The organism is Streptomyces sp. NPDC000348 (assembly GCF_042898795.1).
GTDB lineage: Bacteria > Actinomycetota > Actinomycetes > Streptomycetales > Streptomycetaceae > Streptomyces.
The window spans coordinates 336,313-360,917 of sequence record NZ_JBIAZD010000006.1; the positions used below are offsets into that span (position 1 = coordinate 336,313).

General features: G+C 72.3%; 17 protein-coding genes, 1 tRNA gene and 2 pseudogenes. 6 read left to right on the forward strand and 14 right to left on the reverse strand.

The annotated features are described in order from the left end of the window. Positions 1–44 precede the first annotated feature (44 nt). The gene (locus ACFY3N_RS15125) at positions 45–515 is read right to left on the reverse strand and encodes a hypothetical protein (RefSeq protein WP_390817113.1); all 471 of its coding nucleotides are present in this window, start codon (positions 513–515) and stop codon (positions 45–47) included. Positions 516–893: 378 nt separating this feature from the next. Here ACFY3N_RS15125 and ACFY3N_RS15130 point away from each other — a divergent pair, with 378 nt between their 5' ends. Together ACFY3N_RS15130 and ACFY3N_RS15135 are read left to right on the forward strand one after the other, a co-directional pair. Continuing rightward, complete coding sequence (locus tag ACFY3N_RS15130) at positions 894–1,367, forward strand: hypothetical protein (protein WP_390817114.1); 474 nt, start codon at positions 894–896, stop codon at positions 1,365–1,367. A 207-nt stretch (positions 1,368–1,574) separates the two neighbouring features. Beyond that, positions 1,575–2,408 carry an SAM-dependent methyltransferase gene (locus tag ACFY3N_RS15135; protein WP_390817115.1) on the forward strand — a complete coding sequence of 278 codons (834 nt, stop codon included), beginning with the start codon at positions 1,575–1,577 and terminating at the stop codon, positions 2,406–2,408. 136 nt (positions 2,409–2,544) lie between these two features. On the opposite strand, the gene ACFY3N_RS15140 is transcribed toward ACFY3N_RS15135, so the two are convergent. The 4 genes and pseudogenes from ACFY3N_RS15140 to ACFY3N_RS15155 form a co-directional block, all read right to left on the reverse strand. Further along, on the reverse strand, positions 2,545–3,276 hold the full coding sequence (locus ACFY3N_RS15140) for a hypothetical protein (protein WP_390817116.1): 732 nt from the start codon (positions 3,274–3,276) through the stop codon (positions 2,545–2,547). Positions 3,277–3,319: 43 nt separating this feature from the next. Beyond that, positions 3,320–3,712: pseudogene (locus ACFY3N_RS15145) on the reverse strand (putative T7SS-secreted protein); the annotation flags it as partial. A 629-nt stretch (positions 3,713–4,341) separates the two neighbouring features. Then, positions 4,342–4,426, reverse strand: a tRNA-Leu gene (locus tag ACFY3N_RS15150). 148 nt (positions 4,427–4,574) lie between these two features. Continuing rightward, a pseudogene (locus tag ACFY3N_RS15155) lies at positions 4,575–4,733 on the reverse strand (aldehyde dehydrogenase); the annotation flags it as partial. A gap of 201 nt (positions 4,734–4,934) precedes the next feature. Between ACFY3N_RS15155 and ACFY3N_RS15160 the strand changes: the two are divergent. The 4 genes from ACFY3N_RS15160 to ACFY3N_RS15175 all read left to right on the forward strand — a co-directional run bounded on the left by ACFY3N_RS15160 (position 4,935) and on the right by ACFY3N_RS15175 (position 11,511). Continuing rightward, positions 4,935–6,617: a thiamine pyrophosphate-binding protein gene (locus ACFY3N_RS15160; RefSeq protein WP_390817117.1), complete on the forward strand. Its 1,683-nt coding sequence runs from the start codon at positions 4,935–4,937 to the stop codon at positions 6,615–6,617. An 11-nt stretch (positions 6,618–6,628) separates the two neighbouring features. After that, entirely contained in the window at positions 6,629–7,861 is a 1,233-nt protein-coding gene (frc, locus tag ACFY3N_RS15165) for a formyl-CoA transferase (protein WP_390817118.1), read from the forward strand. Between the two features lie 4 nt (positions 7,862–7,865). Then, positions 7,866–10,010: an acetate--CoA ligase family protein gene (locus ACFY3N_RS15170; RefSeq protein ID WP_390817200.1), complete on the forward strand. Its 2,145-nt coding sequence runs from the start codon at positions 7,866–7,868 to the stop codon at positions 10,008–10,010. Positions 10,011–10,131: 121 nt separating this feature from the next. Further along, positions 10,132–11,511 (forward strand): OFA family MFS transporter, encoded by a 1,380-nt coding sequence (locus ACFY3N_RS15175; protein WP_390817119.1) that lies wholly within the window; start codon positions 10,132–10,134, stop codon positions 11,509–11,511. 79 nt (positions 11,512–11,590) lie between these two features. Here ACFY3N_RS15175 and ACFY3N_RS15180 read toward each other — a convergent pair whose 3' ends face one another. The 9 genes from ACFY3N_RS15180 to ACFY3N_RS15220 all read right to left on the reverse strand — a co-directional run bounded on the left by ACFY3N_RS15180 (position 11,591) and on the right by ACFY3N_RS15220 (position 24,496). Further along, positions 11,591–12,778: a sugar phosphate isomerase/epimerase family protein gene (locus ACFY3N_RS15180; protein ID WP_390817120.1), complete on the reverse strand. Its 1,188-nt coding sequence runs from the start codon at positions 12,776–12,778 to the stop codon at positions 11,591–11,593. Between the two features lie 115 nt (positions 12,779–12,893). Further along, positions 12,894–14,273 carry an alkaline phosphatase family protein gene (locus ACFY3N_RS15185; protein WP_390817121.1) on the reverse strand — a complete coding sequence of 460 codons (1,380 nt, stop codon included), beginning with the start codon at positions 14,271–14,273 and terminating at the stop codon, positions 12,894–12,896. Next, entirely contained in the window at positions 14,270–15,439 is a 1,170-nt protein-coding gene (gene eboE / locus ACFY3N_RS15190) for a metabolite traffic protein EboE (RefSeq protein ID WP_390817122.1), read from the reverse strand. The genes ACFY3N_RS15185 and eboE overlap by 4 nt, the downstream gene beginning before the upstream one ends. Before the next feature lie 3 nt (positions 15,440–15,442). Beyond that, the gene (locus ACFY3N_RS15195; RefSeq protein ID WP_390817123.1) at positions 15,443–16,333 is read right to left on the reverse strand and encodes a TatD family hydrolase; all 891 of its coding nucleotides are present in this window, start codon (positions 16,331–16,333) and stop codon (positions 15,443–15,445) included. Continuing rightward, positions 16,333–17,073: an EboA domain-containing protein gene (locus ACFY3N_RS15200; protein ID WP_390817124.1), complete on the reverse strand. Its 741-nt coding sequence runs from the start codon at positions 17,071–17,073 to the stop codon at positions 16,333–16,335. The genes ACFY3N_RS15195 and ACFY3N_RS15200 overlap by 1 nt, the downstream gene beginning before the upstream one ends. Next, positions 17,070–18,137, reverse strand: coding sequence for a sugar phosphate isomerase/epimerase family protein (locus ACFY3N_RS15205; RefSeq protein WP_390817201.1), 1,068 nt, complete (start codon positions 18,135–18,137; stop codon positions 17,070–17,072). Before ACFY3N_RS15205 ends, ACFY3N_RS15200 begins: the two co-directional genes overlap by 4 nt. Positions 18,138–18,259: 122 nt before the next feature. Continuing rightward, positions 18,260–19,312, reverse strand: coding sequence for an SCO3242 family prenyltransferase (locus ACFY3N_RS15210; protein ID WP_390817202.1), 1,053 nt, complete (start codon positions 19,310–19,312; stop codon positions 18,260–18,262). A 173-nt stretch (positions 19,313–19,485) separates the two neighbouring features. Then, on the reverse strand, positions 19,486–20,649 hold the full coding sequence (locus ACFY3N_RS15215) for an inositol-3-phosphate synthase (RefSeq protein ID WP_390817125.1): 1,164 nt from the start codon (positions 20,647–20,649) through the stop codon (positions 19,486–19,488). A gap of 130 nt (positions 20,650–20,779) precedes the next feature. Continuing rightward, the gene (locus ACFY3N_RS15220; protein ID WP_390817126.1) at positions 20,780–24,496 is read right to left on the reverse strand and encodes a ThuA domain-containing protein; all 3,717 of its coding nucleotides are present in this window, start codon (positions 24,494–24,496) and stop codon (positions 20,780–20,782) included. Positions 24,497–24,605 lie beyond the last annotated feature (109 nt).

Here is a 24,605-nt window from a genome sequence, read left to right on the forward strand (position 1 = left end):
GTTCGGGCGTTCGCCCCAGTGGTGGGCCGTCCCTGTCTGCCGGATCAGTGCCTGATCTCGACAGGCGTGCCGGCTCGGCCCACGGTGGTGCCGTCGGGATTCCGCCCGAAGGCGGCCTCCAGAACGGCGGGGAGGTCTTCCTCGGGGACCGCGGTGCGCACGTCCGCCAGAACCCGGGAGAAGTCGTCGTCGTCGATGACGCCCATGTGCTCCTGACGGAGTCGGTGGATGATCTCGACGAGCTCCGGCCTCAGCCGCATCCAGGCGCGGGAGATACGGATCTCCTCATCGACCTGGCGCATGAACCAGCGCATGACCTCGTACGGGACGTCGGCATGCCCCGCGTGCGGGTTGAAGCACACCGTCGGCTCCCGTGCCGGATCCTCGTCGGGGACGATCGCGGTCACGAGAGCCCGTGGCCCGGCCGCGGGATCCAGTTCCAGATACCAGGCGTCGTCGGGCACGGAGTACATCGCGGTGATCGCGTAGTCGCCGTCGGGGTGTCGAAGGACCATTGCCGCATGCTGCCACGCCGGGCCGCGGAGGTGCCTCTCCGAAACATGCGGCCCGACGCCCTCACGCCCGGGTCCGGAGGAGGACGACAGCGAGCGTGACCGGGCTTCGTACCCGGCTCGGCCGGCCTCGTGTACAGCCGCCTCCCGTGCAGGCGTCGCTGCCGGTGGCGCGCCGGTCGGGGCCTCCACGCCGGAGACATACGCAGGCACCGTCCTTTCCCCCGGTCGCCGGTGGCCCCGACGCGGCCCCCCGAGCGGACCTGACGCCTCGCCAACTCGGTGCGGAAACCGGCATCCCGGCCGGTGAGGGGAGTGGTTCACTTGCTACCGGTTCCCGTTCCGGGATCGTCCGCCCCCATACCGAAGGAAGCCGTTGCGATGACCGCGTCCGCTCCCCTGCCGCCCACTCCCTCCCACCCGCCGACTCCCCCCGCCGGCCGTCGCGCTCCCTCCCGCTGGATCGCGCCGGTGGTGGCGGCCGTCGTCGCCGCCGGTGCGGGCATGGGCATCGGCTGGCTCCTGTGGTCCGGCCCGGACGGCGCGGCCTCCGGGACCGGCGTCAACAACGCTGCGGCCGATGCGGCGGGTGCCTGCCAGGCGTGGAAGCGCGTTCCGCCGCTCGACTCGATATACAACAACGACGACAAGGACGGCAGACTGGCCCACTACGAGCGCGCCGTCGGTGCTGCCACTCTGGCCCAGTCCGCGGCCCAACTGGACAGCCGCTACGAGGCTCTCGGCAAGGCCTTCCAGGACGTCAGCGCGCGCCTGCAGACCTTCGACATCAGGGATGCCGAAGCGAAGGCGGCCCACGAGAAGGTGACCACCCTCTGCGCCGGGCTGGACGACTGAGAACCGAACATCGCCCGCCCGCCCCGCCGGTGGCGAACCGGCGCGCTTCCGGGTTCCCCGACGTCCACGGCGCCCTCGCCGCAGCCGACCGTACCGGCGGTCGGGGCGACCGTCCCCGCGCGGCCGCGGACCGGGACCGGCGCGCCCCCGGAATCCGTCCGCCCGGGATTCCGGAACGCCGGTGGGCGGGCGACGCCGCGGGAGAGGATGACCGACATGACGGCTGAAGGCTCCTCCATCGACTCCACCAGGCCCAGCATCGCCCGCGTCTACGACTACCTGCTCGGCGGCAAGGACAACTACGCCGTGGACCGGGAGGTCGGCGACGTGTTCCTGCGGGACCTCCCCGGTTCGGTGGCCATCGCCTTCGCCAACCGCGCGGCCCTGACGCGGGCGATCGCGCAGATCGTGACAACCACCGGCATACGGCAGTTCATCGACCTGGGCAGCGGTCTGCCGACCTCCGACAACGTCCACCAGGTCGCGCAGCGGCACGCCCCGGAGTCCCGGATCGTGTACGTCGACAACGACCCCCAGGTGCTGGTCCACGGCTGTGCGCTGCTGGAGCAGAACGACCGGACCCGGGTCGTCCGGGCCGACGTACGCGATCCCGAGGGCGTCCGCGCCCACCCGGACACCCTGGAACTGATCGACTTCGACCGCCCCGTCGCCGTCGTCTTCAGCGCCATCCTCCACCACGTCAACGACGCGGAGGACCCGGCCGGGATCGTCCGTCACTGGCGTGACCACGTGCCCTCCGGGAGCCACTTCTTCGTCAGTCACTTCCGTTCCGGCGACAACCCGGAGACCGCGGAGGCCGAGCGGGTCCTCCAGCAGACCTTCGGCCGCGGCCGGTGGCGCACCGACGAGGAGATCGCCTCCCTGCTGGACGGCCTGGAGATCCTGGACCCCGGGATCGTCCCCGCGCCCCTGTGGCGTCCCGACCCGGTCGGCGGCAACCCATGGAGCGCCGGCGGCGCGGAACGGGAGCTCACCGTCTGGGAACGCCTCATCGCCGCCGGGCTGGCCCGGAAGGCGTAGCGGCCCGGCGGGCGGTGGCGAGCACCCCATCGAAGGACCGCCTCACCGGCGCTCTTCCCCGAGCGCCCGCCGGGAGCCTCGTACGGTGCGCCCCGCTGCCACCCACCACCCTGTCAGGAGGGCAAGCCGGAGAAGCTCACTGCACGCTGCTGCGGCCCACGCCCTGCAGTCGCCCGGTGTCCACCGCTTCGCGCGTGCCGTCGTGCGTCAGCAGGACGCCGTCGCCGGTGCTGTCCGCGCGCCAGAGGTCGCCGTGCCGGTTCTCCCACTCGACGAAACTGCCGGAGGCGTCCTCGAGCAGCCCCAGTTCCCGTACGAGGGTGGCCAGGGGGGCGAAACCGCGGGCGTCGCCCTTGCTCGCGCTGCCGGTGCGGGTGTTGGCGTAGCGCATCTTGACGAACGGCACGGGGGCGCGGTCCAGCTTGTTCGGCTGGAGCATCTTGCGGAACCGACCCCAGGCCTCCTCCTCGTTCTCCCGGCCGGAGATCTCACTGGCGTAGGCGGGGAAGACGGCGTAGGTGACGGCCGAGAGTTCGGGGTTCTCCGTGGCGTGGTAGCCGTGCACCTCGGCCGTCGCCACGCCCGCGGTGTCGAACGCGGATCCGGGATGCTGGAAGCCCTCGATCCCCACCAGGGGCCGCCCCTGTCCGACGAACTCGCCGTCGTGCGCCCTCGCGTGGGCGAGCAGCGCCGTGACGAGTCCCTCGTCGTAGGGGCCCCGCACGTTGACCTGCAGGTTGTGTTCTCCGTCGGTGGAGAGCGCGGCGGTGAAGGTGAACATCGGGTTCGGCGACCAGCGCCACGCCGATTCCAGGCCGGGGACGGGCGTCGCGCCAGGCATGGCAGGCAGGACGGATGCAGGGTTCATGGGGTGGCTCCTGTGCCGGGGTGGGTCCCTAGCTGCATGAGTGATCGGTGGACGAGAGGCGCGACTCGGCCGAGGAGAGGTCGGCCTGCGCTTCGCGGCCCTTCGCCAGGGCCCTGTCCGCCAGGGCCTGGGCCCGCTCCAGTTCGGGCCAGTAGGCGGCGAGGGCATCCCCGGCCAGACCGTACGACTTCTCCAGCTTCTTGAGGTTCTTCGGCACCCCGGAGAACTCGTCCTGGAACACCTCGGCGGTCTTCCCCGCCCAGGTGAGGACGGCCTGCTCGGCCGCCATCCCCTTCACCAGACGCAGCGCGTCGGAGACGTCGTCGGCGAAGTCGTGCAACTGCTTCGCCAGCGACCGCACTCGGACCGGGTCACCCGGCGTCGGATCCTTCTCCAGGTCCAGGACGTGCCAGTCCGTCGGCCGATACCCCGTCACCCCACTGCCCCCGTCACATCCGCCTCACCGGCAACCACGCATGAGCGAAGGTACCGTGGCATGCGCATGAAAGAAAACGGACATCACCGGACGGGATCGCAAGTCGACGATCACCCTCGAACGGCCCGCCCACCGTCACGGCCGTGCCGTGCAGACAAGCGGGCCGTACACGTGCGGGGCCCGTCCCGCTCGGTCGACGGCGGGGGCAACGCCGGTCAGGACCTCACCGCTCGAGGCCGACTCCGCCGCGTCGGCGGGGCGGGGCAACGGGGCGTCACCCGTGACGTACAGCGGCCCGTCGTACGGGCGTCACCGACCGTCGTGGCGGCCCGGGCAAGACGGTCTGGGCATCGTTGAGTGTGCGCCGCCGCGCGACGGAGTGAACGCACCCACCGCACGGCCCGACGCAGCCGTTTCGAAGACGCCGGGCCACGACGCCCGAACCGTGCCCGCAGACGGTGCGGGTACGGGCCGGGCCGCCCGTCGGTTCTGCATCGAACGCATGCGAGCACATGAAGGGAGACGAACTCGCTGGACCCACCCCTGCGGGACATCACGCCTCACCCTCGGTGAGACGAGAACAACCGATGGCCCCGACCGTCTCGGTCGGGGCCATGGGTGGAGCGATGTGTCCGAGGGGGGACTTGAACCCCCACGCCCGATAAAGGGCACTAGCACCTCAAGCTAGCGCGTCTGCCATTCCGCCACCCGGACAAGGTGTCCGCCGCCTCGGCGGGGTGTTCCCCCCGCGGCGACATGGACAACCATACCAAGGTTTCGCAGTGCCTTTCACCTGCGTTTTCCGTGCCTCCGGACGGTGGCGGCCGGGGGTGCGCCGTGCGCGTCCGGGCGGTCACGCGGGTCAGGGCATGAGCCGGCACTCCGGGTGGTCGCCGGGCAGCCGCTCCCCCATCGGCCCCCGGGTCACGGCGCGGACCAGGAGGTCGCCGCCGACGAACGCGCCGCGCCGGGACGCGCCGAAGCCGCCGAACAGCTCGTCGCGGTCGCCGCGGGAGCGCGCGGGACGGCTCCTGCCCGCCAGGTCGCCGGAAGGTCCGGGGAGGGGCCCGGAAGACCTTGGGGCCGGCGACCGAAAAGTGCCGCGCCCCCTGGACACCACCCGTCGGATGCGGGATAACAAGCTCCATACAGTATTCGTCGACTGTATGCAATGTGCCGCGAGAGCGTTCCCCGCCCCCTAGGAAGGGACAAGGACTTCGCCATGCCCGACGACACCCAGGACGTCATCTCCGGCGGTCATCTCGTCGCCAAGGCACTCAAGGCCGAGGGCGTCGACCGCATCTACACCCTGTGCGGCGGCCACATCATCGACATCTACGACGGCTGCGTCGACGAGGGCATCGAGGTCGTCGACGTACGGCACGAGCAGGTGGCGGCCCACGCGGCCGACGGCTACGCGCGCGTCACCGGCAGGCCCGGCTGCGCGGTCGTCACCGCCGGCCCGGGGACGACCGACGCCGTCACCGGAGTCGCCAACGCCTTCCGCGCGGAGTCCCCGATGCTGCTGATCGGCGGTCAGGGAGCGCTCACCCAGCACAGGATGGGGTCCCTGCAGGACCTGCCGCACGTCGACATGATGAACCCCATCACCAAGTTCGCGGCGACCGTGCCGGACACGGCGCGTACGGCGGACATGGTGTCGATGGCCTTCCGCGAGTGCTACCACGGCGCTCCCGGGCCCTCCTTCCTGGAGATCCCGCGCGATGTGCTGGACGCCAAGGTGCCGGTGTCCAGGGCCCGTGTGCCGCAGCAGGGCGCGTACCGGGCCTCGACCCGCTCGCCCGGCGATCCCGAGGCGGTCGAGAGACTGGCCGATCTGCTGGTGCACGCCGAGAAGCCGGCGATCCTGCTCGGCAGCCAGGTGTGGACGACCCGGGGCACCGAAGCGGCCGTCGAGCTGGTGCGCACGCTCAACATCCCCGCGTACATGAACGGCGCGGGGCGCGGCACGCTCCCGCCCGGCGACCCGCACCACTTCCAGCTCTCCCGCCGGTACGCCTTCTCGAACGCCGACGTCATCGTGATCGTCGGTACGCCCTTCGACTTCCGCATGGGCTACGGCAAGCGGCTCTCCCCCGACGCGACGGTCGTGCAGATCGACCTCGACTACCGCACGGTCGGCAGGAACCGCGACATCGACCTCGGTGTCGTCGGCGACGCGGGGCTGGTGCTGAAGTCGGTGACCGGGGCGGCCTCAGGGCGGGTGAACGGGGGTGCGTCCCGGCGCAAGGAGTGGCTGGACGAGCTGCGGGCGGCCGAGCAGACCGCCTTGGAGAAGCGGCTGCCGCAGCTGAGGTCGGACGCCTCGCCCATCCATCCGTACCGCCTGGTGAGCGAGATCAACGACTTCCTCACCGAGGACTCGATCTACATCGGCGACGGCGGCGACATCGTCACCTTCTCCGGGCAGGTCGTGCAGCCCAAGTCGCCCGGGCACTGGATGGACCCGGGACCGCTGGGCACCCTCGGCGTCGGTGTCCCCTTCGTGCTCGCCGCCAAGCAGGCACGGCCCGACAAGGAGGTCGTCGCCCTCTTCGGCGACGGCGCCTTCTCGCTCACCGGCTGGGACTTCGAGACCCTGGTCCGCTACGACCTCCCCTTCGTCGGCATCGTCGGCAACAACTCCTCCATGAACCAGATCCGCTACGGCCAGGCCGCCAAGTACGGCAAGGAGCGCGAGCGGGTCGGCAACACCCTCGGCGACGTCCGGTACGACGAGTTCGCGCGGATGCTGGGCGGTCACGGCGAGGAGGTCCGCGACCCCGCCGACATCGGCCCCGCGCTGCTCCGGGCCCGCGAGTCCGGCAAGCCGTCGCTGGTCAACGTCTGGGTGGACCCCGACGCGTACGCCCCCGGAACCATGAACCAGACCATGTACAAGTGAGGTGCACGCCCATGACCCCCAAGGCACTTGAGGGCATCCGCGTCCTCGACATGACGCATGTCCAGTCCGGGCCCTCCGCGACCCAGCTGCTGGCCTGGCTCGGCGCGGACGTCGTGAAACTGGAGGCGCCGGCCGGCGACATCACGCGCAGGCAGCTGCGTGACCTGCCGGACGTCGACTCCCTCTACTTCACGATGCTCAACTGCAACAAGCGGAGCATCACCCTCAACACCAAGACCGAACGCGGCAAGGAGATCCTCACCGAGCTGATCCGGCGCTCGGACGTCATGGTCGAGAACTTCGGGCCGGGCGCCGTCGACCGGATGGGCTTCACCTGGGAGCGCGTCAGGGAGATCAATCCACGGATCGTCTACGCCTCCATCAAGGGGTTCGGGGACGGCCCGTACACCGGCCTCAAGGCGTACGAGGTCGTCGCCCAGGCCATGGGCGGGTCGATGTCGACCACCGGCTTCGAGGACGGGCCGCCGCTGGCGACGGGGGCCCAGATCGGGGACTCGGGCACGGGCGTGCACGCGGTGGCGGGCATCCTCGCCGCCCTGTTCCAGCGGGAGCGCACCGGGCGCGGGCAGCGGGTGAACGTGGCCATGCAGCACGCGGTGCTCAACCTCTGCCGGGTGAAGCTGCGCGACCAGCAGCGCCTGGCCCGTGGTCCACTCGCCGAATATCCCAACGAGGACTTCGGCGACGAGGTTCCCCGGTCCGGGAACGCGTCCGGCGGAGGCCAGCCGGGCTGGGCGGTGAAGTGCGCGCCGGGCGGCCCCAACGACTACGTGTACGTCATCGTGCAGCCCGTCGGCTGGAAGCCGCTCAGTGAGCTCGTCGGCCGGCCGGAGCTGGCCGACGACCCCGAGTGGGCGACGCCTCAGGCCCGGCTGCCGAAGCTGAACAAGATGTTCCAGCTGATCGAGGAGTGGTCCTCGACGCTGCCCAAGTGGGAGGTGCTGGAGCGGCTGAACGCGCACGACATCCCGTGCGGGCCGATCCTGTCCACCAGGGAGATCATCGAGGACCGCTCGCTGGCCGCCGATGGGATGGTCGTCACCGTCCCGCACCCCGAGCGCGGCGAGTTCGTCACCGTCGGCAGCCCGCTGAAGCTCTCCGACTCCCCCGTGGACGTGAGCAGTTCCCCGCTGCTGGGCGAGCACAACGAAGAGGTGTACGTCGGCGAACTCGGTCTCGGGGACGAGGAACTGCGCCTGCTCAAGTCGAACGGGGTGATCTGACGTGCTGGCCGAGGACCGGACGCCGAGGATCCGGGCGCTGCTGGACTCGGTGCGCGCCGAGGGGCGCACCGCGCTCACCGCGCCCGAGGGCAGGGTGATCGCCGACGCGTACGGGATCGCCGTACCCGGTGAGGAGCTGGCCACCGATGTCGACGAGGCCGTGGCGTGCGCGGCGAGGTTCGGCGGGCCGGTGGTGATGAAGATCGTGTCGCCGGACATCCTGCACAAGACCGACGCCGGCGGTGTGGTCGTCGGGGTGGAGGGGGCGGCGGACGTACGGGCGGCGTTCCGCCGGATCGTCCAGAACGCGCGGGCGTACGCCCCCGGTGCGCGGATCGACGGCGTGCAGGTGCAGGAGCTGCTGCCGAAGGGGCAGGAGGTCATCGTCGGCGCGGTCACCGACCCGGCGTTCGGGAAGGTCGTGGCGTTCGGGCTCGGCGGGGTGCTCGTCGAGGTGCTGAAGGACGTCACGTTCCGGCTGGCGCCCGTGGAGGCCGACGAGGCGCTGTCGATGCTGGACTCCATCCGGGCGGCGGAGGTCCTGCGCGGGGTGCGGGGCCGGGAGGGCGTGGACCGGTGGGCGCTCGCCGAGCAGATCCGCCGGGTGTCGCAGCTGGCCGCGGACTTCCCGGAGATCGCCGAGGTGGACCTCAACCCGGTGATCGCCACGGCGGACGGGGCGGTCGCCGCCGACATCCGCGTGATCCTCTCCACCGGGGCGCCGAAGGAGCGGCGCCGCTACTCACGCGAGGAGATCCTCGCCTCCACGCGGCGGCTGATGCAGCCGCGTTCGGTGGCGGTGATCGGCGCGTCGAACGAGTCCGGCAAGATCGGCAACTCGGTGATGCGCAACCTCGTCGACGGCGGTTTCGCCGGGGAGATCCATCCGGTGAACCCCCGGGCCGATGACATCCTGGGCCGCAAGGCGTACAAGAGTGTCACCGACGTTCCCGGTGAGGTGGACGTGGCGGTCTTCACGATCCCCGCCCGGTTCGTGGCCCCGGCGCTGGAGGAGGTGGGGCGCAAGCGGATCCCGAACGCCGTGCTGATCCCGTCCGGGTTCGCGGAGACCGGTGAGCACGGGCTCCAGGAGGAGATCGTGGCGATCGCCGAGCGGCACGGCGTCCGGCTGCTCGGGCCCAACATCTACGGCTACTACTCGACCTGGCAGGACCTGTGCGCCACGTTCTGCACGCCGTACGACGTGAAGGGCGGGGTGGCGCTGACCAGTCAGTCGGGTGGCATCGGGATGGCGATCCTGGGTTTCGCGCGGACCACGAGGACGGGCGTGTCGGCGATCGTCGGGCTGGGCAACAAGTCGGACCTGGACGAGGACGACCTGCTGACCTGGTTCGGTGAGGACCCGCACACCGAGTGCATCGCGATGCACCTGGAGGACCTCAAGGACGGGCGCGCGTTCGTCGAGGCCGCGCGAGCGACCGTGCCGAAGAAGCCGGTCGTGGTGCTGAAGGCGGGGCGTACGGCGGCGGGCGCGAAGGCCGCGGGCTCGCACACCGGCGCGCTGGCGGGCGACGACGCGGTGTACGACGACATCCTGCGGCAGGCGGGCGTCATCCGGGCGCCGGGGCTGAACGACATGCTGGAGTACGCGCGCGCGTTGCCGGTGCTGCCCACTCCGCAGGGCGACAATGTGGTGATCGTCACCGGGGCCGGCGGCAGCGGGGTGCTGCTGTCGGACGCGGTGACGGACAACGGGCTGTCGCTGATGGAGATCCCGCCCGACCTGGACGCGGCGTTCCGGGAGTTCATCCCGCCGTTCGGGGCCGCGGGCAACCCCGTGGACATCACCGGCGGGGAGCCTCCGTCGACGTACGAGGCCACGATCCGGCTGGGTCTCGAGGACCCGCGCATCCACGCGCTGGTGCTCGGTTACTGGCACACGATCGTCACTCCCCCCATGGTGTTCGCCGAACTCACCGCGCGTGTGGTGGCCGAGTTCCGGGAGCGCGGGATCGCCAAGCCCGTGGTGGCCTCGCTCGCGGGGGACGTGGAGGTCGAGGAGGCGTGCCGGTACCTCTTCGAGCGCGGTGTCGTGGCGTACCCGTACACCACCGAGAAGCCGGTGGCCGTGCTGGGCGCCAAGTACCGGTGGGCGCGGGCCGCGGGGCTCCTGGGGGGCGGCTCATGAGGTGAGGCGGCAGGGGCCGGCCGACGGGTGCGCGTCGGCCGGCCCCGGGACCCGCGCGCGCACGAAAGGCATTGGACAGGGGGCGCTGGCCAGAACTTTCGACGCAAAGGGGGCACACAACATGACAACCACCGATGTCACACGGGTCGCCGTCCACCGGGAGGTGACCGACAGGAACGGACGCGTCTACCGCGTGGGCGAGTCCGACATCGACATCATGGGGCGCAAGCGCAAGTGGATGGTGATCCTGCCCTGGATCGGCATGATGGGCATCTCCTCCGCCGAGTACGCGTTCGCGTCCGCCGAGGACACGCTCCACGAGGTCCACCACTGGTCCAGCGGCAGCGTCTACTGGATGATGACCGCCTGGATCTTCTGCCAGGCCGCGGTCGCCTTCCCGGCGGGGCGGCTGCGGGAGAACGGCAGACTGCCCGCGCGCTGGGCGATGATGCTGGGCTCGGCCGGCACGCTGCTCGGCTATCTGTCGCTGGCGTTCGCGCCGCACGTCGCGTTCGCCTTCATCGGGTTCGGCGTGTTCAGCGGCATGGGCGCGGGCATGGTGTACGCGACCTGCGTCAACATGGTCGGCAAGTGGTACCCGGAGCGCAGGGGCGGCAAGACCGGCTTCGTCAACGGCGGTTTCGCCTACGGCTCGGTGCCGTTCGTCTTCATCTTCCACGGCTACATGGACGGCTCCAACTTCCGCTGGGTGCTGGTCTCGGCGGGTGTCTTCCTCGCCGCGACGGTGGCTGTCGCCGGCTCCTGCTTCCGGGACCCGCCGAAGAACTGGTGGCCGGCCTCCGTCGACCCGCTGAACCCGCCGGACGACCCGCGGGCCCGGCGTTCGCTGGAGAAGAACCCCCCGGCCGTCAAGCAGTACTCGCCGCTGGAGGCCTGGAGGACCGGCCGGGTGGCGCTGATGTGGTTCTGCCTCGCCTGTACCTCCGGCGTGAACATCTTCGGCATCGCCTTCCAGGTCGACATCGGTGAGGAGGCGGGCTTCGCGGCCGGCGTCGTGGCCACCGCGATGTCGCTGAAGGCGATCGTCAACGGCACCGGGCGCGGCGTCATCGGCTGGCTCTCCGACCTCTACGGCCGCAAGCAGTGCCTGCTCTGCGTGTGCGCGATCCTGGGCCTCGCCCAGTTCGGCATCATCTGGTCGGCCGAGATCAAGAACCTGCCGCTGTTCCTGTTCTTCTCCGCCGTCTCCGGCTTCGGCGGCGGAGCCATCTTCCCGATGTTCGCGGCGCTGACGGCGGACTACTTCGGCGAGAACAACAACGCCACCAACTACGGGATGGTCTACAGCTCCAAGCTCGTCTCCGGACTGGGCGCGGGCATGGGGGCCGTGGTCGTCGGCGCCTGGGGCTACGACGGCGCCTTCACCCTGGCGGGCTGCATCTCGATCTTCGCCGGGTTCGTGGCGCTGTTCCTGCACCCGCCGGGACGCCGGAAGCGCGGGCGCGTCACGCCCAACCCCCGGCCGCTCGGTGAGGGATGACCTGACGAGGTTCCCCTCGCACGGACCGGGCGGCCCCTCCCCCGGCACGTGGGAGGGGCCGCCCGGTCCGTGTCACGGGTCAGCGGCGCCGCTTGCGCAGGGCCGCCATGTTGTCGTAGCTGATCTTGGCCTCCCGCAGCGACTGCGCCGGGTCGGTGGCGCTCGGGGAGTTGTCGTCCTCGACCATCGGGTTGTGGTAGTTCCGCCGGCCGACCCGCGAGAAGAACGTCGTGTAGTCGATGACGCCGGTCCCGAAGGGCACCATGTCGTACCCCATGCCGTTGGTCGTGCTGACGACGCCGTCCTTGGCGTGGAACAGCGGGTAGCGCCTGTTGTTGCGGGCGACCAGGCCGGCCGGGTCGAAGACGTTCCTCCGGGTGGAGCCGTCGTGGGCGGTGTACGTGTGGAACTTGTACTGGGCGACGTGCGCCCAGAAGATGTCCATCTCCAGCCAGACGAGCCGGGGGTCGGTGACCTTCAGGAAGTACTCCAGCTTCCGGATGCCGGAGCTGCGGGTCGGCCGGCCCTGGTCGTCCAGCGGGCCGCCGTCGAGCAGGAAGCCGTAGGCGCTGTCGTGGTTGTGGGTGTAGAGCTTGATGCCCTCGCGCCGGGCGATCTCCCCGAGGGCGTTCCACTTGTCGGCGGCGACGTCCCAGTCGGCGCGGTGGGAGCTGCCGGTGGGGTCGCCGCCGGTGCCCATGTGGTCCATGCCGAGGATGTTGGCGATCTCGAGGTGCTTCTTGAAGGTGTCCAGGTCGGTCGTGGTGAGCGGCCAGGAGGGCGGGATGAAGCCGTGGTTGCCCTGGGCGCGCAGACCGTAGTCGTCGAGCCAGCCGCGCAGCAGCCTGGCGCCCTGGACGGATTCCAGGTTGTCGCCGCCGGGGGCGTTCGCGTGCTGGCGGTAGCCGGCGAACTCCACCTGGCGGTAGCCGTGGCGGGCCAGTTGCTCGAACACCTCGCGGAAGCCGGAGGGCAGGTCGCTCGCGAGGGGGTCGCGGGCGGTGGCGTCACGGACGGTGTAGAGGATGATGCCGCGCTTGTGCGGAGGCACGAGCACCTGTCCGCCGCGGTCGTGTCCGTGGTCTCCGTCCCGGTCGTGGGCCAGGGCCGGGGCGGCGCCGAAGACGGGGGCCGCGACGGCTCCGGCGGCCACGGCGGTGCAGGTGCTGAGGAAGCGGCGCCGGTCCACACCGAGGGTGCGGCGCAGTCCCTCGTCGGGGGCGGCGGTGGCGGCCTCGGTGCGGGAGGGGTCGGAGTACAGGGTCACGAGTGGCCTGCCTTCTCGGTCGTGGCCGGTTCCGGTCCCGCCGGGACCGGCCGTTGTCAGTGCCGTGTGTTTCACTCCCAGTAGTCGGATCTCGGGTGTCGTACCTGCTGGTGCGTCAGCCGAGTCCGGCGAGCCGGAGCAGGAGTTGCTTGACGTCGGTGGCCGCGACGCGGTCTCCGACGGCGCGGGGGGTGGAGCAGATGAGGAGCGGACCGTCGTCGTCGCTCGCGGGGAGGCGGCCGTGGCTGCCGCGAATAGGTGAGGGGTCCAGGGGCACGACCGCCATGCGGTAGCGCATGCCGAGTTTCTTGCGCGCCAGTGCGGTGGCCGCCTTGACCTTGACGTAGGGGTCGAGGGGATCCATGAAGAGTTCGACCGGGTCGTAGCCGGGTTTGCGGTGGATCTCGACGAGCTGCGCGAAGTCGGGCGCGCGGGCGTCGTCGAGCCAGTAGTAGTACGTGAACCAGGCGTCGGGTTCGGCGACGGCGACCAGTTCGCCGGCGCGCGGATGGTCGAGGTGGTGGGCCTTCTTGCCCTCGTCGTCGAGGAGCCGCTCGATGCCGGGCAGTCCCTCGAGGGCGGCACGGGTGGCGTCGAGGTCCTCGGGGCGGCGCACGTAGACGTGGGCGAGCTGGTGGTCGGCGACCGCGAAGGCGCGCGAGGCCATCGGGTCGAGGTACTCCATGCCGTCCTGGGTGTGCACCTCGAGGAGACCCGCGCGGCGCAGGGCGCGGTTGATGTCCACGGGCCGGTTCACCCGGGTGATGCCGTACTCGGACAGGGCGACGACGGTGCGGCCCTCGGCGCGGGCGTCGTCGAGGAGCGGGGCCAGGGCGGCGTCGAGGTCGGCGGCCGCTTTCAGGGAGCGCGGGTCGTCGGGGCCGAAGCGCTGCAGGTCGTAGTCGAGGTGAGGGAGGTAGCACAGGGTCAGGTCGGGGTGGCGGGTGCGCATGATGTGGCGGGTGGCGTCGATGATCCACCGGCTGGAGACCAGGTCGGCGCCGGGGCCCCAGAAGTGGAACAGGGGGAAGGTGCCGAACTTCTCGGTGAGTTCGTCGTGCAGGTCGGGCGGCCGGGTGTAGCAGTCGGGTTCCTTGCGGCCGTCGGCGTAGTAGACCGGGCGGGGGGTGACGGTGATGTCGGTGTCGGCACCCATGGCGTACCACCAGCAGATGTTGGCGACGGTGTAGCCGGGGTGGGCGCGGCGGGCGGCGTCCCAGAGCTTGTCGCCGGCGACGAGGCCGTTGTGCTGCCGCCACAGCAGGACGTCGCCGAGTTCGCGGAAGTACCAGCCGTTGCCGACGATGCCGTGCTCCGAGGGCATGGTGCCGGTGAGGAAGGTGGACTGGGCGGCGCAGGTGACGGCGGGCAGGACGGTGCCGAGCGGGGCTCGGGATCCGGACCGGCCGAGCGTCTTGAGGTGGGGCATGTGGTCGAGGAGACGGGGGGTGAGGCCCACGACGTCGAGGACGAGGAGGGGGGTGGGGTCGCTCATGGGAGTTCCTTCAGGCCGAGGTCCGTCAGGAGGTCGCGGGCCAGGGTGAGTTCGGCGGCGATGCCGTCGGCGAGCCGGCCGCGGCCGCGGGGGCGCAGCTCGGGCGGGAGGGCCTGCCAGGTGTAGGTCTCGACCTCGAGGTGGCGGGTGAGCGGGTGCGGACCGCCGACGAGCCGGGTCAGGACGGACTTCAGGACGGGCAGCGTGGAGGTGAGGGGTGCGCTGGGGGCCGCGTGCAGCGGGACGTGGAAGTGGGAGCGCCAGGGGGCCGCGTCGGGCAGGGCGTGGCCGGCCAGGGCCTCGTCGAGGTCGTCGGTGCCGCGCAGGCCGGCGGGGGTGGAGGTGCGGGTCTGGTGCAGGAAGCGGGGTTCGGCGAAGGCGGCCAGGGCCTCGCGGACCTCGGGGAGGTGGGGCTGTTCGGCGTGCAGGGCGGCGGAGAGCTGGGACTTGACCACCGTCACGCCGGCCCGGGCGAGGTCGTCCAGGGCGGTGTGCGGGTCTTCGAAGGAGGTGGCGAGGTGGCAGGTGTCGACACAGATGCCGACGCGGTCGTGGGCGATCGCGGTGAGCGGGGCGATGGCGTCACGGGTGGTCTCGACGACGCAGCCGGGTTCCGGTTCCAGGGCGACGCGGACGGAGCGTCCGGTCAGTTCCTCGAGGGCGTCGAGGCGTTCGGCGAGGGTGCGCAGGGCGGTGCGGGCCGTCTCCGCCCGCTGCTCGTCGTGGGCGGTGCGCCAGGCGAGGGGCAGGGTGGAGATGCTGCCGTCGGTGACGTCGTCGGGGAGGAGTCCGGCGAGGACGCGGGCCAGGGAGGTGGTGTGTTCCAGGCGCTCGGGGTCGGCCCAGTCCGGTGTGTAGACGCGGTACTTGACCTCTTCGGAGCCGAAGCCCTCGTAGGGGAAGCCGTTGAGGGTGACGACTTCCAGGCCGCGCCGTTCGAGCTCGCAGCGCAGTCCGCGCAGGGCGGCGGGATCGGTGACGAGGGCGTGCGCGGCATCCTTGGCGAGCCACAGGCCGATGCCGAGCCTGTCCCGGCCGAGGCGGCGGCGGACCGGCTCGCAGTGGTCGCGGAGCTGGGCGAGGACGCCGTCCAGGGTTTCGGCGGGGTGCACGTTGGTGCAGTAGGCGAGGTGGACGGTGGAGCCGTCGGGGTGGCGGAAGCGCATGGCTCACGCCTCCGTGGCGGGGGCGCCGGCCGGCCGGGGCTCGTCCCGCGGCGCGCCGCGCAGGACGGAGTTGCCCTCGTGGGTGGCGCCGGTGACGCCGACGTCGAGGTTCAGGCGGCCGCTGAGTCCGTAGAAGGCGACGGGGTTGCGCCACAGCACCCGGTCGACGTCGTCCTCGGTGAAGCCCTCGGCGAGCATCAGGTCGGCGACCCTGCGGGTCTTGAGGGGGTCGCTCCTGCCCCAGTCGGCGGCGGAGTTGACCAGGACCTGTTCGGGGCCGTAGGCGCGCAGGATCCCGACCATCCGCTCCTCGTCCATCTTGGTGTCCGGGTAGACGGAGAAGCCGAGCCAGGCGCCGCTGTCCTTGGCCTCCTTGACGGTGGTCTCGTTGAGGTGGTCGACCAGGACGCGGTCGGCGGGCAGCGCGGACTCGCGGACCACGTCGAGGGTGCGGCGCAGTCCTGCGAGCTTGTCGCGGTGCGGGGTGTGCACCAGGGCGGGCAGGCCGTGGTCCGCGGCGAGCTGGAGCTGGGCGGCGAGGGCGGTGTCCTCGGCGGGGGTCATGGAGTCGTAGCCGATCTCGCCGACGGCCACCACGTTGTCCTTGACGAGATACCGGGGCAGCGCGTCGAGGACGGGCGTGCAGCGCGGGTCGTTGGCCTCCTTGGGGTTGAGGGCGAGCGTGCAGTGGTGGGCGATGCCGTACTGGGCGGCGCGGAAGGGTTCCCAGCCGAGGAGGGCGTCGAAGTAGTCGAGGAAGGAGGCCGGGGAGGTGCGGGGCTGGCCGAGCCAGAAGGAGGGCTCGACGACGGCGCGGACGCCCGCGGCGTACATGGCCTCGTAGTCGTCGGTGGTGCGCGACGTCATGTGGATGTGGGGGTCGAAGATGCGCATCAGGACTCCTTGCCGTGGGGGTCGTCCGTGCCGTGCGGCGGGGTGGCGGGGGCGGACCCGGTCAGGGCCAGGACGCGGTGCAGGTCCTCGGGGACGGGGCGGCCGGCGGCGGTGCGTTCCGCGGCGTAGTCGCCGAGCATGCGGGCGAGTTCGCCGTCGCCCCGGGCGCGCCGGTCCAGGTCCGCCACGTGGTCGAGGCCGACGCCGGTGAACAGGCACTTCAGGACCGCGTGCCGCCAGGCGTGGGCGTCCAGGTGCCGGGCGGCGTAGGGGCCGAGGGCGGCGGCGACGAGCCGGGTGTCGTTGGTGCGCAGGGCGTCCTCGACGAGCGGGAGGGCGTCGGGGCCGTCGGGCACGAGGTGCGGCAGGGCGTGCAGGACGGCGCGGCGTTCGTCGGCGGTGCCCTGGAAGTAGACCCGGGTCAGGGCGTCGGCGTCGGCGTGGGCCGCGTGCAGGATGAGAACGCGGGCGGCGTCGGCGTGGGCGGGGCCGCAGCGGCGGCCGGCCTCGGCCAGGCGCAGCTCCCACACGGAGATGGGCCCGTGGGTCCCGGGATGGGCGGCGGCCTCGTCCAGGGCCTGGTCGAGCCAGGCTCGGGCGGCTCCGCCCAGCCGGCCGGCGAGGCGGCGGCGCAGTTCGGCGGGCGGGGTGAGGGCGGGGGTGGCGCCGTCGCCGGGGGTCGCCGGTGCGCCTGTGGTGTCTGCCTCCGGGGTGGCCGGGTCGGCGTGGGGGCGGGTCATGGGGTCCTGCTCCCTTCGGGGGTGGCGGAGGGATCGCCGTGCGGTGGGACGGGGACGGGAGGGGCGGCGTGGCGGAGGAACGGAAGGGAGCGGGCGGCGAAGTGGGGGCCCGCGTGGGAGTGGCGGGGCAGTTCGACGACCGTCAGGCCCTGGTAGCCGGTGGCGGCGAGGGCCGCGAGGACGGGCGGGAAGTCGATCTCGCCGTCGCCGAAGGGGAGGTGCTCGTGGACGCCGCGGCGCATGTCCTCGATCTGGACGTGGCGCAGCCAGGGGGCGGCGTCGCGTACGCAGTCGGCGGGCGGGAGGGGTTCGAGGCACTGGCAGTGGCCGAGGTCCAGGGTGAGGCCGAGGGGCTCGGGATCGCCGAGCGTGCGGCGCAGGTGGTGGAAGCCGGCGAGGGTGGCGAGGAGGTGGCCGGGTTCGGGTTCGACGGCGAGGGGGACGCCGGCGGTGGCGGCGGCGTCCAGGACGGGGGTGAGGCTCTCGGCGAGGCGTTTCCAGGCGGTGTCCTCGTCGGTGCCGTCGGGGACGGTGCCGCTGAAGCAGTGCACGGCGTGCGCGCCGAGGTCGGCGGCGACGCGGACCGCCCGCAGGAGCAGGTCGACGCGGCGGGCGCGGTCGTCCGGGTCGGGGTCCAGCAGCGAGGGGCCGTGCTTGCGGCGGGGGTCGAGCACATAGCGGGCGCCGGTTTCCACGGTCACGCCGAGCCCGAGCCCGTCCAGCCGGTGCGCGAGCCGGCGGGTGCGGGTGGCGAGGTCCGGGGCGAGCGGGTCGAGGTGCATGTGGTCGAGGGTCAGGCCCACGCCGTCGTAGCCGAGGTCGGCGAGGAGGGCGAGGGCGTCGTCGAGGCGGAGGTCGGTGAGGCCGTTGGTGCCGTAGCCGAAGCGGAGGGGGGTGGGGGCGCGCCCGCTCGTGCCCCGGCCCGCGTCCCGGTCCGGAGCCGCGCCCGCGTCCCGGTCCGTGCCCCGGCCGTCCCCGCTCGTCCCCCGGCTCACGGGGCGGGCCGGGCGGCCGCCCGCGTCCCGGCTCGCCTCCGGGGCCGGGGCACGACCGTCCCGAGTCATGTCCCGGCTCGCCTCCGGGGCCGCGGCACGGCCGTCCCGAGTCATGTCCCGGCTCGCCTCCGGGGCCGCGGCACGACCGTCCCCGGTCGCGTCCTGGCTCACGCCCTGGTTCGGGTTCCGGCTCATGTGATGCTCACCTTCCTCATACCGGCTCGCCTCGCGAACATCCGGCCGGCCGGGGCCAGGGCCGCGATCAGGAGGGACGTGGCGGCCGCGCCGGAGCGGGCGGCGAGGGCGGCCTGGAGGGGGATCGTGGCGCGGATGCCGCCGCCGACGGCGCGTTGGGTGAGCGGGGGCGAGGGGTTGAGCGCGGCGTGGACGTAGGGGCGGGCCGCCGTGGCGGCGTAGGCCGCGCCCAGGGCGGTGGCGAGTGCGTCCGCGGCCCGGGGAGGGCCCTCGGCCGGGTGGGGGCCCGGCAGGCCGGGGGCGGCTGCTGCCCGCCGGCCTGCCGGGAGTCGGGTGCGGCGGTGGGCGACCAGCCGGGTCAACGCCCCCGTCGTCGCGAGGGCCGCCAGCGGGGCCAGGGCCGAGCCGCCGGTGGTCTCCCGGCGGGACACGGCCGTGACCGCGAGGGTGTGGCCGCCGAGCAGCGCGGCGGAGGGCAGTGCGGCACGGGTGCCGCCGCCGGTGGCCGCGGCGCCCAGGAGCAGGTCCAGTCCGCGGGCGGCGGCCATGGCCGCGGGACCGGCGGGCGTGTGCTTCAGGGCGAGGTCGTAGGCCCAGACGGTGGCCGCCAGGGGCGCGGCCACCGCGACGGCGGGCCGTCCCGCGACGGCGGCGAGCGCCAGGCCGGCGCCGGTGAGGGCACCGGCGGCGGTGAGGGCGGCGGCCGGGCGGACGCGGCCGGACGGCAACGGGCGGTGCGGGCGTTCCACGGCGTCCTCGGCGCGGTCCGCCCAGTCGTTCAGGGCCATGCCGGCCTCGTACAGGCACAGGGAGGAGCCGATGGCGAGCAGGGTGCGGGGGCCGGGGCGCACGCCGGCCGCCGCCGCACCGGCCAGGGCGTCACCCGGGACGGTGAACAGCGCGGGCAGCCGCAGCAGTTCGGCCCAGGCGCCCGCACGGCCGGGGCGGGGACGGGGAGGGGTGCGGGGCGCGGCGGCGTCCTCGGGGACCCGGCCTCCCGCTGCCGCACCGCCCCCGGAGGCCCGGTTCCTCGGCGCCGTACCGGCCATCGCGCCGAAGACCGTGACCAGCGCGGGCAGCCGCAGCAGGCCGGCCCGGGCGCCCGCACGGCCCGGACGGGGGCGAAGGGGGCGGGGCGCGGCGGTGTCCTCGGGGGACGGGCCGTTCGCCGATGTCGTCCCGGGCCGCGCGGGCGTCTTCCGCGGCGTGGCGCGGGTACGGCTCATCGCCGCGTCCCGCGGTCCTCGGCGCCGTCCCGCAGCCGCTCGGCGAAGCGTCTCAGCTCCGCGTACTGCTCGGCCAGCGCCGACGGGCCGTTCCCGACCGGGTCCTTGAAGTAGAAGCCCAGCTCGCTCAGCGGGCCGGTCAGGCCCTTCTCCCGGGCGCGGGCGGTCAGCCGGGCCAGGTCGAGGACGAGGGGGGCGGCGAGGGCCGAGTCGCAGCCCTGCCAGGTGGTCTGCAGGACCATGCGGGCGCCGAGGAAGCCGTCGAAGGCGATGTGGTCCCAGGCCGTCTTCCAGTCGCCGAGGACCGGTACGTCGTCGATGTGGACCTCGCCCTCGGGGGTGGTGCCGAGGGTGTCGGCGAGGACGCGTTCCTTGCCCGCGTTCTTGGCGGCGGCGGCAGCGGGATCGGCGAGGGCGGCGCCGTCGCCGCCGCCCAGGAGGTTCGTACCGGACCAGGCGCGCACGGCGAGGGCGCGCTGCAGGAACATCGGGCCGAGCACGGAGCGCAGCAGGGTCTGCCCGGTCTTGCCGTCGCGGCCCGCGTACGGCAGGCCCGAGGAGGCGGCGAGCGGGGCCAGCGCCGGGTGGTGCAGGCCCGTGGAGGGGGTGAAGTTGACGTAGGGGCAGCCGGCGCGCAGGGCGGCCGCCGCGTAGAGGGAACTGGGCGGCAGGGTGCCGTCGGTGGGAGCCGGCTCGGTGGAGGCGACGTTGATCACGACGGCGCCCGTGAGGTCCTGGCGTCGCACGAAGTCGCGGATGTCGGCCGCGAACACGTCGATCCACTGGTCCTGGGTGCGGCCGGTGTCACCGGGCGGCGGGCCACCGGGCCTGATCTCCCGGTCCGCGGCGACGAGTTCGGCGTGCACGGCGGACGGCAGGCCGTGCGGCAGGACGCCGCCGTCGGCGAGGTGCTCGGCACGCTTGGGCAGCGGGCAGTCGACGGTGTCGTGCCCGCCGAAGACGAGGGACGACAGCGGGGGCAGACCGCAGGAGGTGAAGCCGGGGGTCTCGGTGACCATGCCGGTGGGCGGGTGGAGCCCGGCGGCGACGGCGGCGCAGCCCGCGATCGCGGTCGTGGCGACGGATCCGCGCGCCCCGATGAGCCAGACGCCGAGGCGGGGGGCCGGGGAGGGGGTGCGGAGGGACGGTTCGGCGGACATGGGCAGCCTCCTTGTCGTACGCGAACCCGGTGCGAGTGCCGGAGGGGGACGAGCGGGGTGCCGGGCGCGGAGCCCGGCGGGACGGCGGGCGGAGGTCCGGCGTCCTCCGCCCGCCGCCGTTCCGGTCGCCCTAGGAGGGCAGTTCCTTCAGCCGGATGTCGCGGAAGGAGACCTGGTCGTCGGCGCCGTGGTTCTGCAGGCCGATGTAGCCGTCGGCCAGGCTCCGCCCGGGGTCCTCGTTGGTGAAGTCGTTGATCCTGACTCCGTTGAGGAACACCTGGAGGCGTTCGCCCTGGACCTTGATCTCGTAGGAGTTCCACTGGCCGGGCGGACGCAGGACCTGGTCACGGGCCTTGATGTTCGCCGACTTGAACGAGTAGACGGAGCCCGTGGTGCGGTCGGGCGCGTCCGTGGCGTCGATCTGGATCTCGTAGCCCTTGTTCACCGCGGACCAGGGGTCGTCGGAGGCCGGGAAGCCCACGAAGACGCCGGAGTTGTCGTCGCCCCGCATCTTCCAGTCGAGCTTGAGCGAGTACGACTTCAGCTCCTTGGCCTGGTACCAGAGCAGGCCCATGCCGCCCTCGGACTCCAGGGTGCCGTCCTTGACGACGAACTTCCCGGGGCCGGCCTGCTTCCAGCCGTCCAGGGTCTCGCCGTTGAAGATCTCCCGGTGGCCCTTGTCCGGCTTGCAGTCCGCCTTCACCTGGCCGGTGGCGTACCGCAGACCGCCGAGCAGGTGGTTGCGGAAGGCCTCGTCGGCGTACGACTCCTTGGTGTGGCCGCCGCCGGTGTAGAAGGACCGGCCGCCGCCGTAGCTCTGGCACCAGGCGATCGGGTGGTCGCCCTTCATGGTGCCGCCCTCGTAGGTCGTCTCGTCGAGGGTGGCGAGGATCTTGGCCTGCTCGCGCGGGTTGGTGCGGTAGTTGTACCACTCGTCGGTGCGCTCCCACGCGTCGTCCAGGTGCGCGGTGGCCGGGTGGTCGTGGTCGTGGACGCGCACGGTGGCCTTCTGGATGGCCGGGTGCGAGTCGAAGTGTGCGCCGACCAGACCGCCGTAGAACTCCCAGTCGTACTCGGTGTCGGCGGCGGCGTGGATGCCCAGGTAGCCGCCGCCGTTCCCGACGTAGTCCTCGAACGCCTTCTGCTGCTCGGCGTTCAGGACGTCACCGGTGGTGGACAGGAAGGCCACCGCGTCGTACTTGGCGAGGTTGGCGGTGGTGAACTGCCGGGCCTCCTCGGTCGCCGTGACCGAGATGCCGGCCGGGGCGCCCAGCTCCTTCAGCGCGGCGACGCCCTCCGGGATGGAGTCGTGCCGGAAGCCCGCCGTCTTGGAGAAGACCAGGACCTTCTTGCCCTTCTTGAACGGCTCGGTGGAGAACTCGAAGTCGTCCACGTCGTACAGCGCGCCCTCGCCGCCCCGGAAGACCAGGTAGATCTCCGTGGTCCTCTTCGGCAGCGACCGCAGCGGCACGTCGACGTCCTGGAACGTCTCCCAGCCTCCGGTCGGCGGGATGTACGCCGAGCCGTGCAGCGTGCCGGTGGGCGAGCCGGTGCGCAGTTCGACGAAGCCTCCGGCGCCGCCGGAGGAGGCCCGTACGGTCATCTTCTTCTGGCCCTTGAACAGGTAGGGGCTGAAGGAGATCCAGTCGCCGTCGTGGATGTCGCCGACGGTCCTGCCGCCGTTGGCGCCGGTCTTGTCGATCACCGACACGCCCTGCTGGGCGCCGAAGTGCTCGGCCTGCCGGTGCAGCGGCTGGAGCACGGTGCGGGCGGTGCCGGTCAGCGCCTCCTGGCCGTTCGCCCCGCCGTCGGTGTAACTGGCTCCGACGACACCGTAGATGTTGGCGTTGGGGTCGTGACCGCCGTCCCCGGCGGGCGGCTCGAGGGTGCCCTCGCAGCCCGTCTCGCTGGTCAGTTCGTGGGCGTGGGAGTCGTGGCCGAGGCTGTAGACGACCTTGACCTTGGAGCAGTCGATCCGCTCCTCGGGGTCGGTGACGGTCACCTTGAACGGGACGGGCTCGCCGAAGGCGGCCAGGCTGCCGTTGCCCGGCACGGTGATCTTCACCGTGGGTGCGGTGTTGCCGACCACGATCCGGACGCTGGCGTTGCCGGTGTTGCCCTCGGGGTCCTTCGCGGTGAAGGTCGCGGTGTAGGTGCCGACCTTCTTGTAGCGGTGGGTGGGGGTGAGGCCCTCGCCCTTGGTGCCGTCGCCGAAGTCCCAGCCGTAGGTGAGGTCCGGGGAGTCGGCGTCCTTGGCGCTGCCGGTGAACTTGACCCTCAGCCCGGCCGCGCCGGACGTCCGGTCCGCGCCGGCCTCGGCGATCGGGGAGAAGCCGTCCTCGGCGTTCTCGATCCGGTACAGCGCGGAGTTCTCGTCGCCCTGGAACCAGGAGACGCCGTAGTCGAGGACGTAGAGCGCGCCGTCGGGGCCGAACTCCATGTCCATGATCTGGGTGCCGGTCCACGGGAAGTCGTTGATCTTCGCGACCGTGCCGTCCTCGTTCTGCTCGATCCGCTTGATCCAGCGGCGGCCGAACTCGCCGGCGAAGAAGTCGCCGTCGTACGCCTCGGGGAACTTCACCGAGGACTCGAGCTCGGGATCGTAGCGGTAGACCGGGCCGCCCATCGGGGACTCGGAGCCGCTGCCGAACTCGGGTACGGAGGCGCCGTCGTAGGGGATCCAGGCGGCCTGCGCGGGCGGCAGGTCGACGAGTCCGGTGTTGTGCGGGGAGGTGTTCTTCGGGGCGGCGCAGTCGAACTTCCCGCCGGAGGCGCCGGTGGCGAAGTCGTAGTCGTTGTAGGCGTCGTTGTCGCCGGTGCAGAACGGCCAGCCGAAGTTGGCGGGCCCGGTGACCTTGGCGAACTCGACCTGTCCCGCCGGGCCCCGGTTCGGGTCGGCGGCGCCGGCGTCGGGGCCGTAGTCACCCACGTAGATGGTGCCGGTCTTCTTGTCGATGTTCATCCGGAACGGATTGCGGAAGCCCATCGCGTAGATCTCGGGACGGGTCTTCTCGGTGCCGGGGGCGAAGAGGTTGCCCTCGGGGACGGTGTACGAGCCGTCCTCGGCGACCTTGATCCGCAGGATCTTGCCGCGCAGGTCGTTGGTGTTGCCGGAGCTGCGGCGGGCGTCGAAGGCCGGGTTGCGGTTCGCCCGCTCGTCGATCGGCGTGTAGCCGTCGGAGGAGAAGGGGTTGGTGTCGTCGCCGGTGGACAGGTAGAGGTTGCCCTCGGCGTCGAAGGCGATGTCGCCGCCGACGTGGCAGCAGGTGCCCCGGGAGGCCGCGACGTCCAGGACCTTCTTCTCGCTGGCCAGGTCCAGGGTGCCGTTGGGGTTGAGGACGAACCGGGAGAGACGGTTGACGCCGTCGAACTTCTTGAAGTCCTCGGCGGTGCCGGTCTCCGGGGCGTCGCCCGCGGGGGTGTCGAGCGGCGGGGCGTAGTAGAGGTAGATCGCCCGGTTGTTCTCGAAGTCCGGGTCGATGCCGACGCCCTGCAGGCCCTCCTCGTCGTGGCTGTAGACGTCGAGCTTGCCGGCCACCTTGGTGACGCCGCCCTGGTCGGTGAGGCGCAGCGTGCCGTCGCGCGAGGTGTGCAGGACGCTGCGGTCCGGGAGCACGGCGAGCGACATCGGCTCGCCCGTCTCGGGTTCGCCCTTGGCGAGCGGTACCTGCTGGAACTGCCCCTCGGCGGCCGCCGGTTCGTCGTGCTCCGGGTGGCCGGGGTGGGCGCCGGCGACGGTCGCCGGAGTCCCCACGGCCAGCAGCAGGCCGGTGAACAGGGCGAGACCGGTACGAAGTCCGGAACGACGCCTCGTGGTGCGGGTGGATGTGAGTCTGCTTCTGTGCACGAAGTCCCTCCGGGAACGGGGTGGGGCCGTACGGAACAGGTGCGAAGACATGTGGTGCGTGCGGTGCGTGCGGGCGCCGGGGTGCGCCGTCACCCCGGAGGCGTGGGTG